Here is a 13,680-nt window from a genome sequence, read left to right as displayed (position 1 = left end):
GTCATTAGTCATTAGTCATTAGTCATTAGTCATTAGTCATTAGTCATTAGTCATTAGTCATTAGTCATTAGTCATTACAAAAACTCCCCTATTCTCCATTCCCCCTGAAATAATATGGATTGGCATCTTTTAGGACTGAGCTTTATTACAGTTTTTTTATCAGAATTGGGTGACAAAAGTCAGCTAGCAGCGATCGCACTTTCGGGGCGTTCTAATTCTCCACGGGCAGTATTTTTTGGTTCAGCTGGTGCATTGCTGTTGACAAGCCTATTGGGAGCGTTAGCAGGGGGTGCAGTAGCTGAATTATTACCTACACGCGTTTTAAAAGCGATCGCTGCTATCGGATTTGCCATCCTCGCTGCACGCCTGCTGTTATTTAACAATGAACCATCGACAGATTCTGAACCAACACCATAAAAAGGAATCAGAAGAGATAATTCAGAATACTTGAACCATCAAGCGATGAAATTAGGGAACTCCAAAAAATAAATTATTCAATTTGTCTACTCAACTAGACTTCTTTCTTCCTTGTCTTCCTTGTCCCCCTTGTCCCTCTGCGACGGAATATTTTTTTTACTTGGAAATCCCTTATAATGCCATCTGACTCCAATTCATACTGTTAGCGGATAGCTAAGGTTTAGCCCATTCTGACTCCTGAGTTCGGAATTCTTCCTTACACAAGTTCCCAAGCTGTTCCTTTGTAACCGTATTGAAAAATTTCTGGATGCAAAATTTCTGCCAAGATTTCTAGAGAATCTACCAGTCTCGGACCTGGACGATTAAAATAAGAATTGCCATCAGTAATGTACACCCTACCAGCTTGCGTAGCGTGGAGTTTTTCCCACTCTGGACGTTGAGTTAACAACTTAGCTTCTTGGCGAGTGCGATTTAAATCAAAGCCACAAGGCATAAAAACAATTACATCTGGATTAGTTGTTAATAGTGTCTCCCACGGCAAAATAGGAGAAGGCTGACCTTTAACACAAAATAGAGACTGTCCTCCTGCCAAGTTAACTAATTCAGGAATCCAATTAGCCGCCACCATCAAAGGATCGATCCACTCAATACAGGCGACAGTAGGCTGTTCGTGTAAAGAAAGTCCTTGGATTCTTTGCTGACAAATTTTTACACGAGCTTCTAAATTTTCTAAGACTTTTACCGAGTCTACCTCGAAGGTATTACCAACTCGCTCAATATCAGCCCAAACATCTTTAAGAATATTGGGTTGTAAAGAAATAATCTGCGGTTTACTGTCAATGAGTGTAGCAACTGCCTTTTCAACTTCGTGTAAACTGACAGCACAAACATCGCACTGGTCTTGAGTGAGAATGTGGGTAGGCTGCAACTGCTCTAAAACATCTGTTTTGATTTCATAAATACTGAGAGCAGATTGCAATAAATTGTTCACATCGTCGTGAATTTGGCTGCTAGAGGCATTGGAGTCTAAGCGTGCTTGGGTACAAATGGGGCGATTAAGGATTTCTGGAGGGTAATCGCATTCGTGCGATCGCCCCACAATAGCATTAACCAACCCTAGTGCCGCTAAAATCTCTGTTCCACCGGGAATCAGGGAAACAATTCTCAAATTACTATCCGTCATCGCTCCACCTCCATAAAAGCTGGTGTCACCTTAATATTCGCAAAATTTGAGTAATTAAGTATCTTTCTCCAGGAGAATCAATGGTGTTTTGGTAGTCATACCAATTATCTGTGAGATTGCTGTGTAACAAGGGAGGAGGGCTTAAAAATCTTGTTTGATTTTTTGCCATCTCTATGGCATAATTACTTAGTAAAAGATTTTTTAAATGTTAGTTATACTTAGTAACAATTACTCACATAAAGTATTAGAATTAACTATGGCAATCATATTTGATTTATGAAAATTGAAAGTGACAGATCCCCTACTTTTCAAAGAAATCGAGGAGCTTATCCCTCAGGAACGATCTAGGATTGCTATAGCAAAATCTCGTTTGAAACTCGTTATTCAGAATAAGAAGATTTGATGAAACAAAATGTTTTTTCCGGTTATGAAAAATCATATTAAGGAATTGTATTTATACAAGGATAGTTCTACTTTTTCCGTAGAACTATAAGGTGAAATTATTTCTTCTTGAGGTCAAGTAATGCAGGTGGTGTCAACTAGAGATATTACAGAGCAAAAGTACGCCCAAGAGGCTTTACAAATTAGAGAAAATAGTCGGCGAAAACAAAGCCAAACACTGGTGCAACTGGCAAGAAGCAAGACTTTTCAACAAGGAAATCTCAATGCAGTATTAAGAGAGATTACGGAAACTGCTGCTCAGACGCTCTTAGTAAAGCGAGTCGGGGTGTGGTTATATAATGAAGAACGCTCAAAAATTGAATGTATTGACTTATACGACACAAGCACTAAAGAGCATAGCTTTGGTAACTCGCTTTCACAAGAAAATTATCCAGCTTATTTCCAGGCTTTAGAAGAGGAACGCACTATTGCCGCAGATGATGCCAGAAACGATACAAGAACCCAAGAATTATCCGAGTCTTATCTTTCTGTTTTGGGCATCACATCCGTGCTAGATGCAGCTATTTGGCTAGAGGGTTGTTTAGTGGGCGTAGTCTGCCACGAACACATAGGCGAAAGTCGCCAATGGACTTCAGAAGAAGAGACTTTTGCTGGCTCAATAGCAGATTTCGTGACCTTGGCTATAGAAGCAAGCGAGCGAAATATTGTACAGGAAGCACTGCGACAGAGTGAGGCGCAATTCCGAGCGATTTTTGAGCGTTCTTCTATCGGTATTGGACTTATAGATATGAAAGCCCAGATAGTCGATACCAATCCGGTACTGTGTGAGATTTTAGGATACAGCCGAGAAGAACTATATGGCAAGCGCTTTACAGATTACATTTCTATACAAAAAGGGGATTTAAAACTTTACAAACAACTAATGTCAGGAATTCGTACAAACTCAACGAAAATTTCCAAGTTAGGCTTCCAACCCTCCAAACATCAGGAACAGTTTGTCGAAAGACATCACATTGAGATGGAAAGACGCTGCCTGCATCAAAATGGTAGCTTAGTTTGGACTCATATCTCTGTTTCTGTTATACCAGACAGCAATGGTGAACCTGAGTTTTTTCTAGCGATGATTGAGGATATTACTGAACGCAAGGAAACAGAGTTGAAACTGCGTGCCTCTCAAGAAGCAGCAGAAGCTGCTAGTCGGGCAAAAAGTGAATTTTTAGCAACCATGAGCCATGAGTTGCGGACACCTCTAAATGCGATTATGGGCTTATCACAACTACTGCAACAAGAAATAGTTGGCTCTCTCAATGAAAAACAGAACGAATATGTAAGTTGTATATATAGTAGTGGTGAGCATTTGCTGGCAATGATTAACGATATCCTTGATTTATCTAAGGTAGAAGCAGGTAAAGAGGAATTGTTACTGTCACCTTTCCCAGTGTCAGATTTATGTAATTATGCCATCTGGACAGTGCGCGATCGCGCCGTAGAAAAGGGGTTACAACTTACCTGTAAAATTGATCTCCCAGAGAATATTTGTATTGCTGATGAGCGGCGCAGCAAGCAAATGCTACTAAATTTGCTCACAAATGCGATTAAATTCACTCCAATCGGCAATATATCGCTAGTAGTGAAAAAAGTACCATCAGGAATAACCTTTACAGTTTCAGATACTGGAATTGGTATAGAACCAAGTCAGTTTAAATTTATATTTGAACCATTTAAACAGCTTGACAGTAGCTTAAATCGTCAGTACGAAGGCACTGGTTTGGGTTTAGCTTTAACACGCAAATTAGCGCGTTTGCATGGTGGCGATGTGACCTTTACATCTATTTTGGGAAAGGGTAGTCAGTTCACTCTATTTCTACCAAATCCAGTGCTTTCAGAAGCTGGAGAAGATGGAGAAGATGAAGAAGATGAAGAATTTCAAATCAACCAAACACCACTTTAGATATTAGGCGATCGCATTCATATTTTTAGTCCTAAAGAGGTATTGTAAAATCATACCAAGATTTGTACTGCTTTTGATCTTCCCTATAGGCATAGACAAACCTAGTGAGAAGTCATCTGAACTTTTCAAGATAGGCATTACTGCAATTAATATAAAAACGTAAAGACTATATAAAACACAAATAATGTGAAGATTACGCAAAGATGTCTCTTTAAGTATAGACATCTTTGTAAATAATTAGTATTCATTTATCGTCAGGTTATTTACATGTTGTGCATTTTTAAGCTAAATACCCATAGGCAATAGCTCACAACAAAATAATGAAATTTCCCGTGCCCATTCAAGTATGCCGAAACCGTCAACTTTTGGGTAGTTCATGTTGCTTTAAAACAGCACTAACAACAGATTGATAAGTTAAGTTACTCCAAAAATAAATTCAGGAAGGTAAAAGTTATGGCAAATATCATTGGAACCAACGGTAATGATGCCCTAGTGGGTAGTTTCGAGCCAGACACAATTGATGGTAAAGCCGGGAATGATACTCTCAGTGGTGGTGCAGGGGATGATGAACTCCTTGGTGGTGAGGGGAATAACATCCTCAACGGTGGTACTGGTAACGATACCTTGAATGTTGACGGTTCAATAGGCGATAACCTGTTGAATGGGGGTGATGGCAATGATTATCTCTCTGCCTATTCCTTCGTTGTAACTTCTGGAAGTACCCTCGACGGTGGCGCTGGTGACGATACCCTAGTGGGTAGCTACCTCGCAGACACAATTAACGGTAAAGCCGGGAACGATACCATCAAAGGTAATGGACGCAACGACACCCTTACTGGTGGCGGTGGCCAAGATAAATTTGTTTACAACGACGACTCACCCTTCTACAACTACAGCTACAACGACCCTGATATAATCACTGATTTTGGTGGCGTAGGTAAAGGTTCAAATCCATCGGCAGCAACCATTGCTGAAGTCGATACCCTGACATTTGGATATGACTTAAATCCCGAAAATCTGCTGCTCACCCAAAATGGCAGCAATCTGGAAATTACCTTTGAAAAGGGGGCGGATATCAGAGTCATCCTGCAAAACTTTACCCTGGAAAACTTAGATAACCTATCAACAGTGGGCAACATTGTGTTTGATGGACAAACCAGCATTAAGGACAGCTTTGATATCGTCAATGCTAACTCCACCCAACACAACCCGTTTAACAAAAACACAGTCACCTTTTTTAACGACCTGAATAACGATGTTAAGGGCTTTGACAACTCAGATGATGTGATTAATGGTCAGGGCGGTAATGACAAAATCGACGGCTTGAGTGGCAATGACTTGGTGCGTGGTGGCGCGGGAAATGATACTCTCATTGGCGGTGCAGGAGATGATAAACTCGTTGGCGGTGCGGGGAATAACATCCTCAACGGTGGTACTGGTAACGATAGCTTGAATGTTGACGGTTCAACAGGCGATAACCTGTTGAATGGGGGTGATGGGAATGATTATCTCTCCGCATCTCGCTACAACTACAACGATTACACCTTTGATGACGCTTCTGTAAAGAATACCCTCAACGGTGGCGCTGGTAACGATACCTTAGTTATTTACTACTCAACAGGCGATAACCTGTTGAATGGGGATGATGGCAATGATTATCTCTCTGGCTCTGACTTCTATGAAACTTCTTCGGGAAAGAATACCCTCAACGGTGGCGCTGGTGACGATAACTTGAATGTTGATTTATCAACAGGCGATAACCTACTCAATGGAGGAGATGGTAATGATTTCCTCTCTACCTCTGGCTACGATGATATAGGCATGACGTTAGGTAATAACACCCTCAACGGTGGTGCTGGTAACGATACCTTATATGTTCAGTTATCAACAGGCGATAACCTACTCAATGGGGGCAATGGCAATGATACATTGAATGTTGACGGTTCACCAGGCGATAACCTACTCAATGGGGGCGATGATAATGATTATCTCTCTGCCATTGGCATCTTTTCAGTTTTCGGTGATGTCAGTTCTGGCAATAACATCCTCAATGGTGGCGCTGGTAATGATACCTTAAATGTTGACTATTCAACAGGCGATAATCTACTTAATGGGGGCGATGGCGATGATTCTCTTAGTGCGTCTTATTATAGCTCGATAGATCCTTATGATTTGACCCTCATAGGTAACAACACTCTCAACGGTGGTGCTGGTAACGATCGCTTGAATGTTGACTATTCAAAAGGCGATAATCTGCTCAATGGCGGCAATGGCAATGATGTACTCTCTGCTTCTGGCGCTTCAGGCAATAACACCCTCAAGGGTGGTGCTGGGAATGATATCCTGACGGGTGGCAACGGTAATGATGCCCTCTATGGAGGAAGTGGTACTGATTCCTTTGTTTTCAATAGTTACAAACAAGGCGTTGATAGTCTTTATGACTTCAACGCAACTAATGAAGTTATTCAGGTATCGGCTACTGGTTTTGGTGGGGGGTTATCAGCAGGTTTACTCTCTAGTAGTCAGTTTACCCTTGGAACATCTGCAACCACTAGCGCTCAACGATTTGTCTATGATGATACTACAGGTGCATTGTACTTCGATCGAGATGGCAGTAACGGTGCCTTCACTCAGATAAAATTTGCACAACTGTTGGGTGGAGTGTCACTAACCAAAAACAATTTTCATGTAATTGCTTAATCGTAATTTGTAATTACTAATAACACTTGATATCTTGCGATCGCTACCGCTACGCTTATGTAATTCGTAATTCCATAGGGGTTGAAATCCCCGTTACAAAACATAATTACGTTAGGGACTTCCAAGAAATAAATTACTCAAATAAACGAACCACAGAGACACAGAGAACACAGAGAAATCAGGAGAAGAGAGTTTTTTCACCAGTTTTTGGGTATTTTTATTTGGAAGTCCCTTAGGGTAGCGGTAACGAGTCTGCATACCCCTTCTCTATGAGACGCTGCGCGAAGGCGGAAGCAAGCATCTCATAGAGAGCGTGATTACGAATTACGAACTACGAATTGTTTAATCTGCACCTTCAATTGGTGCAAAACCTTGACGCTGAATATTTTCTGTTACCGCCCGTGGTTCCAAGAATTGCAGGAGGTAATCAGGCCCGCCTGCTTTAGAACCTACTCCAGAAAGTTTGAATCCACCAAAGGGTTGCCGCCCAACGATCGCTCCGGTAATATTGCGATTGATGTACAAATTCCCAACTTCAAACTCTGTCTGCGCCTGCTGAATGTGCGAAGGCGTTCTAGAATAAAGTCCGCCAGTTAAGGCGAAGTTTGTACTGTTGGCGACTGTTAAGGCTTCTTGAAAATCTTTTACCCGAATTACCGCCAGCACAGGGCCAAAAATTTCTTCCTGCGAAATTACGGCATTTGGTGAAACTTCACTAAAAATCACGGGGCCGATAAAATATCCTTGTTCGGGTGCTGGTAATTCCAAAGCTAATTGTGCTTCTGCCTTACCCTTCTCAATATACTCGCGAATGCGATCGCGGGCATTGGCATCAATTACTGGCCCAACTTGGGTACTAGGTAACTCTGCTTCCCCAATGTTCAAGGATTTTGTGGCTTCTACCAATCGTTGTACAAAGGCTTCATAAATTGGTTCCAGCACAATCACCCTGGAAGCAGCAGAACATTTTTGTCCGCTATAACCAAATGCCGACTGCACTACACCCACAACTGCTTGGTCTAAATCAGCACTTTCATCGACAATAATTGCATTCTTGCCACCCATTTCCGCAATCACCCGTTTCATGTGCTTCTGTCCGGGTTTCAATATTGCGGCTTCTGCGTAAATTTTACAGCCTACTTCTTGAGAACCAGTAAAAGCAATTACATGAGTATCTGGATGATTTACCAAATAAGCCCCGACTTGCGAACCCTTCCCAGGTACGTATTGAAATACACCTTTAGGAAAACCAGCATCTATCAAGATTTCTGTGAGTTTCGCTGCAATTACAGAAGATGTTTCCGCAGGTTTGAGGAGAGTACAATTCCCTGAAACTAAAGCAGCAACAGTCATTCCACATGCGATCGCTAGCGGAAAATTCCAGGGAGAAATTACTACAACAATTCCCCGTGGATGGTAGATATAACGATTGGTTTCCCCAGCAAGGTCATAATTTACACCTTTGTCTAGCCGTTCTATCTCATCAGCGTAGTATCGACAAAAGTCTATCGCTTCCGAAACCTCACCATCAGCTTCCTTAACTGGTTTTCCAACTTCCAAAACTATCCAAGCTGAAAGTTCGGCGCGGCGGAGTTCCATCAAATCACCAGCTTTCCGCAAAATATCAGCGCGTTGTTTCGCGGGTGTTTTCCTCCACCCAGGAAACGCTGCTTTGGCTGCTTGCATCGCTTGTTCAGCCTGTTCAACACTAATCAGCCCAACTTTACCAACTACTTGACTGAAATTAGAAGGATTGAGAGAATCAACAAATTCCGGCGGATTAACATATTCTCCATTAATCAACGGCAAATAAGTTTTACCAAGTTGTTGACGAACGCTTTGGAAAGCTTTCGCCGTTTTCGTTCTTATCTCTTCCACCGCATAATCGGTATCAGCAGCACCGAGGAAATGAGAGTCAATAGTTAAAGATTTCTTCTCTTCTTTGACAATTGGCGGCGCTAATAACTCTTCAATTGGTCGATTTTCGAGATTTTGCCGTAAAAAAGAACTATTAGCTGTATTTTCTAACAATCGGCGAATTAAATAGGCCATTCCAGGCAACAATTCACCGTAGGGACAGTAAACTCTGACTCGATAACCCTTGTCAACCAAAGCTTTTGCAACTTTATCACCCATACCGTAGAGGACTTGTAATTCAAAGCGACGGCGGGGGACATTTAAACTTTCAGCTATAGCAATGGCGCGAGAGTGCGATCGCACATTATGGCTACCAATGGCAGAATACACATATTGATGATTTTCTAGCAATAACTGAGTGATGGTTTCAAAGTTAGCATCAGTTGCCGCTTTATCGTTGTAAACTGGCTGTTTCCAATGCTTCTGGGCTGCTTTGATAGTTTCTTGATCCCAATATGCGCCTTTCACTAAGCGGATTGTTAGGGGATAACCGCGTTCTTTCAACCAAGAAATCAAATCTTTGGTATCTTGCTCGCTATCACGCAGATATGCTTGAATTGTCATGCCAATATCTATGCGTTGCCGAAACTCTTCTTCTAATAAGAGTTTTTTCAGGATGCTGAGAGTTATATCCTTATAAGCATACTGTTCCATATCAAAATGCACAGCTGCGCCCAACTCTTTAGCACGACGTAAGAGAGTACGAATGCGATCGCTAACTCTCTCCTCACTACCTTTAGCATCTAAAGGGTCAAATTGAGAATAAAACGCCGTTAACTTCACAGAAACCTGAACTTTTGGGATAGTTTCGCCATCAGCCTCATCAATCGCCGGGATAGCTGCCCAATTCTTTGATGCTTCCACCAATTGTTGCATTAATTCTAGATAGCGTTCTAGATAAGACTGCGCTTCGGCTTCGGTAATTACTGCCTCACCAAGTAAATCGATGGTGAAAGCCATTTTTTCTTTTCGCAGTCGTTCAACGGTTTTGATGACTTGTTTAATATTTTCCCCAGAAATATATTTATGGGCAAGAGTCTCAACAGCTGTACCAACGGTTGTAGCAGCAACTTGTCCGGGCATTGAGTCGGGGTTAGCAAAGTTTAGCATTCCCTTCAAAGCTGTTGGTAATTCTACAGATTCATCACCTAAATATTCTTGTAAATGTGAGGCGATTTCTGATTTACTGTGTAAAGCAGGTAATGTATCTATAAAGCGAAATAGTTGCACCCGCAACCCAGGATTACTCATCGCCCAAGCTAGTAATTTATCATCCCAGCGCATTTGATCGCGCAGGGAAGAAAAAAACGAACGATTTTCCTGCGTTGCTGCGAGAAGTTGTTTAGCAATTTCTTGGGTTTTAGCTTCGTAGGTGCTTGTCTGTACTTGTAATACCACTGATAATAAACTCCGTTAATCTAGGCAAAGCTTTTTGTATAAAGCCTGTGTCTTCTATTTTGACGCTTTCATTTAGCTGTCACCATATTTAGTGGTTTGCAAAGGAGAAATTTAAGTCTGACAGTTAGAGAATTCTAAGTGGTGGCTTTTAATCAAATACAGTTCAGTTAAGGATTTTGGTATTGATTTATGTATGTAGAGACGTTGCAATCCAATGTCTCTAGTTTTAATCATCAGAGTTTTTGGAGACATGGATAATTGGGAAAAATGGAAGATTTCCCTCTTTTTTGCCTTACTTCTTCCTTTATTCCATCTTCTATCTGTCGTTTGAAGAGGATGTAGTTGTTTTTTCCAATACTGAGAATGGGTATACTCACTCTATGCCTACAGAAAACTTTATGGATATTTTATTTTCTAACTGGCAACACACACTCAAACCCTTTGGTGTTGACCAGATAGCGGCTGAGAAAGCCTTTAATTGCTTGGTTGTAGCTTACTCTACCCCCGATCGCTACTACCATACACTGAAACATATCGATCGCGTCCTCAGCACAGTTCAGATTTTGCAAGGCTACACCAATAACCTAGCTACTGTTCAACTAGCTACCTGGTTTCACGATGTAGTTTATGACACTCAAGCTCAAGATAATGAAGAACGAAGCGCAGACTATGCTTTTGATTTGCTGAGTAACTTAGGTATTCCAGAAAGTACTACAAGTACTGTTAAATATCTAATTTTGAATACTAAAAAGCATCAAGCTGCGGTGAATGACTATGAAAGTCAAGTTCTACTTGATGCAGATTTAGCGATTTTGGCTGCTAACTCAGTGGAGTATCAAGAATACGCCCATGCCATTCGCCAGGAATATGGCTGGCTGTCAGAGGCAGACTATATTACAGGTCGTCAGCAGTTTTTAGAAAAATTTTTACAGCGATCGCATATCTACTTTACGCCTTTAATGTCAGAGTTCGCTGAACCCTGTGCCCGTGGCAACATCCAGGCAGAAATTAAGTCGTTAGGTTAAAGATATGGTACTAAATACAATCGTGTGGTGAGAATATTTCCATGTTATGCCATTCTTATTTAAGGTTATCAATAGCAGCTAAACTTTCACCCACTTCAATACTTGCGGGTCTTTGTTATAGCGGTATGTCACACCATCCTTAGTAGTGATGGACTTACCAAGGCTTGCCTTGCTTCTAATAGTGGTAATAGAATAGTCTGTTAATGAGTTAATCTCTTGATGAGAAAGCCCTAGTCTTGTGGTTGTTTCTGGTTTTGTTGAGAGTTCACATTTAGGGAAAGTATCTACTGTGATTTGAGGCTTTTCAGGTGAAGTAATGACAATTGTTTTTTGTAGTTGATAATCCTTTACAGAAAGAAGTTGCCAGTGAGAATCTTCTGAAAGTTCCAAAACCCATTGATGATAATTAAATAAACTTTCCCGATGTCCAACACTGATAAAAGTTGTTTTAGTTTGCTGTAATTGTTTATATAAATTATCTTCGTTCTTTAAATCTAAAGCACTCGTTGCTTCATCTAATATGGTGAAACTAGGATGTGTAATTAATAGTCTTGCAAAAGCTAAACGTTGTTGTTCTCCCAAGGATAATATATTTTCCCAACGAATTTCTGTGTCAAAGCCATTCACGCGGGTAAGCAAGTTTTGCAAGTTAACTTGTTGCAAAATGTCTTCCAGTTCGCGATCGCTCATTTTCCTGACTGTATGTGGGTAGAGTAACTGTTCGCGCAAAGTCCCCAAAATTATATAAGGACGTTGGGGCAGAAATAAGACATCTTCGCGGGGAGGACGCACCAGACGACCAGTTCCCGCATTCCATAAACCAGCGATCGCTCTCAATAGAGAACTTTTACCTCGACCACTTGGCCCAACAATCAATAAACCTTCTCCTGGCTGAACAGACAGTGATAAGTCTTCGACGATTACCTGCTCATAGTCTGGTGTTTGCAAGGTGACATGCTCAAAACCCAGACGGTTTTCTTCTATTGTTTTAATAGTACTGACATTCTCTGGTTGTTTCGTCACTTCTTCTAAGCCATCTGACAACTCAGATAAACGCTCAACATAACTAGAAAATCTTCCAGAAGCTCCAAATTCACTGATTAATTGCCCTAGAGCATTAGAAAACATAAAGCAAGCTAAACTAATTTGGTTGATTTCTCCGAAATCAATTTGATCTTGAATAAATAAAGGTGTAAGTACAAACATTGAGAATACAGTAATAGCAGACTGATATCCTCTATTAAAAATATCTTGAATTATCTCCCAATTCAGTCTGCGTTCTGCGTTTTTCTCAACATTATTAAATCTGCGTTGAATTATATTTGCTTCTTGGTTTTCTCCCTCAAAAAAAGCTATCGATTCAGCGTGATTCCGAACATGAGTCAGTGCATAATTGTAGTCACCTTTAACTTGAAATTGCTCTTTATTAATCTTATTTGTTTGTTGATTCAAATAAATAGCAATTAAATTACCTATTATTGTATAAATAACTAATAGAACTGCAATCTGTTGGGAAATTGTCCAAATAATTATTAAAAAACTTATAAGTTGTAGGCTTTTTTCTAACAAAGTAGTTGAAAAGCTGAGAGCGTTGCTGGTAATTGGTTCTATTTCTTGAGATAGACGTTGATCTGGGTTATCAATATCAGATTTGAAATTTATTTTATAGTAAGCACGATTGCTAAAATACTTTTCTAAAATGTGATTATTGAGCCATTTGTACCAATCAAGAGCAATTTTTTTTCTGACAAATTTAGAAGATGCTATCAAAAGTGTTTCCACAACGAGAACAAGCATGGAGATCCATAACGTATCAAGATATTTAGAAATATCTTTTTCTTCAATGACGATATTGAGTACATAGCGATTTAAGAAACTGCTTGAGGCTGTTACGCCCACAAGCGCAATTATTAATAAAATTAAGAGAATGAGCATTCCCCAGGCGCGAATCACGTCTGAGAATACTCTACCTTCTGGCTCTGTTGGATACCAGTAAGATCCAGCGATCGCTCTGACATCCTCCCAAAATTTAGTAAAAACTGTAAGAGGATTAGTTGAAGGTCGATCGCGAAAAACTTGAGTTTGCATATCTTAAAAATATAGTTGTTCTTATTTGAGTTAAATAATCGCTTAACTTAATGCCATTGAAATCGAACTATCGTCACGACGATTTCAAGTTGTTTTGGTATCTGAACCTCCTTATAATCAGTCAGCATTTCTTGGCAAAGTTGATTTTTTAGTTTCAGTTTTAGATCCTCTGTAATGGGTAAATCTTTAATTTCATCGATCAGAAAATTCACCGATTCTGTTTTGCTACGTTCTGCATAGATGGCCTTAAGAATAACTTCAATTCCATATCCTGCTACAATATCTCCCACAACGGTTATTAGACCAAACAAAGCCATAGCTCCTACGATGCCAAACGGCCCTCCTAACATTGTGAGAGTAGCAGCAACGGCGGCAGAACTACCCCTAGATGCGGCTGTTATAATCACCAGAATTACGCCAGGAAGACCTAGACAAGCGACTTTTTTAACAATTTCGTCCATTATAATTACCTAAAATCTTGGCACTTTTGATTAAAACATGATTTTTGAGTTCAAATAACTGAAGCAGAGAAAAAAAGTGCATCCAATTCCAAAAAAATTTAAAGCCATTCACAAGAAAATCCCACTACCAAATATTAA

General features: G+C 40.3%; 8 protein-coding genes. 4 read left to right on the top strand and 4 right to left on the bottom strand.

Translation table 11 applies throughout. The features are described 5' to 3' along the window. The first annotated feature begins 114 nt into the window (after positions 1-114). Positions 115-417: a TMEM165/GDT1 family protein gene (locus CDG77_RS06040; protein WP_094328492.1), complete on the top strand. Its 303-nt coding sequence runs from the start codon at positions 115-117 to the stop codon at positions 415-417. Positions 418-673: 256 nt separating this feature from the next. Here CDG77_RS06040 and CDG77_RS06035 read toward each other — a convergent pair whose 3' ends face one another. Continuing rightward, on the bottom strand, positions 674-1,600 hold the full coding sequence (locus tag CDG77_RS06035; protein WP_094328491.1) for a cobalamin-binding protein: 927 nt from the start codon (positions 1,598-1,600) through the stop codon (positions 674-676). A 523-nt stretch (positions 1,601-2,123) separates the two neighbouring features. Here CDG77_RS06035 and CDG77_RS06030 point away from each other — a divergent pair. Both CDG77_RS06030 and CDG77_RS06025 read left to right on the top strand, forming a co-directional pair. After that, positions 2,124-3,953, top strand: a complete 1,830-nt coding sequence (locus CDG77_RS06030; RefSeq protein WP_094328490.1) for a sensor histidine kinase — start codon at positions 2,124-2,126, stop codon at positions 3,951-3,953. A gap of 453 nt (positions 3,954-4,406) precedes the next feature. Then, complete coding sequence (locus tag CDG77_RS06025; protein WP_094328489.1) at positions 4,407-6,653, top strand: calcium-binding protein; 2,247 nt, start codon at positions 4,407-4,409, stop codon at positions 6,651-6,653. A gap of 342 nt (positions 6,654-6,995) precedes the next feature. Here CDG77_RS06025 and pruA read toward each other — a convergent pair whose 3' ends face one another. Further along, positions 6,996-9,968 (bottom strand): L-glutamate gamma-semialdehyde dehydrogenase, encoded by a 2,973-nt coding sequence (gene pruA, locus CDG77_RS06020; RefSeq protein ID WP_094328488.1) that lies wholly within the window; start codon positions 9,966-9,968, stop codon positions 6,996-6,998. Between the two features lie 380 nt (positions 9,969-10,348). Between pruA and CDG77_RS06015 the strand changes: the two genes are divergently transcribed. Further along, a complete protein-coding gene (locus CDG77_RS06015) occupies positions 10,349-10,993 on the top strand; it encodes an HD domain-containing protein (protein WP_094328487.1) in 645 nt (214 codons plus the stop codon). A gap of 78 nt (positions 10,994-11,071) precedes the next feature. Here CDG77_RS06015 and CDG77_RS06010 read toward each other — a convergent pair whose 3' ends face one another. Both CDG77_RS06010 and CDG77_RS06005 read right to left on the bottom strand, forming a co-directional pair. Further along, on the bottom strand, positions 11,072-13,081 hold the full coding sequence (locus tag CDG77_RS06010; protein WP_094328486.1) for an ABC transporter ATP-binding protein/permease: 2,010 nt from the start codon (positions 13,079-13,081) through the stop codon (positions 11,072-11,074). 47 nt (positions 13,082-13,128) lie between these two features. Beyond that, the gene (locus tag CDG77_RS06005) at positions 13,129-13,542 is read right to left on the bottom strand and encodes a hypothetical protein (protein ID WP_094328485.1); all 414 of its coding nucleotides are present in this window, start codon (positions 13,540-13,542) and stop codon (positions 13,129-13,131) included. Positions 13,543-13,680 lie beyond the last annotated feature (138 nt).

The organism is Nostoc sp. 'Peltigera membranacea cyanobiont' 213, from assembly GCF_002245975.1.
In the GTDB taxonomy this organism is placed as follows: Bacteria; Cyanobacteriota; Cyanobacteriia; order Cyanobacteriales; family Nostocaceae; genus Nostoc.
Note: the sequence above shows the minus strand (reverse complement) of the source record. Positions and strands in the feature narration are given on the sequence as shown.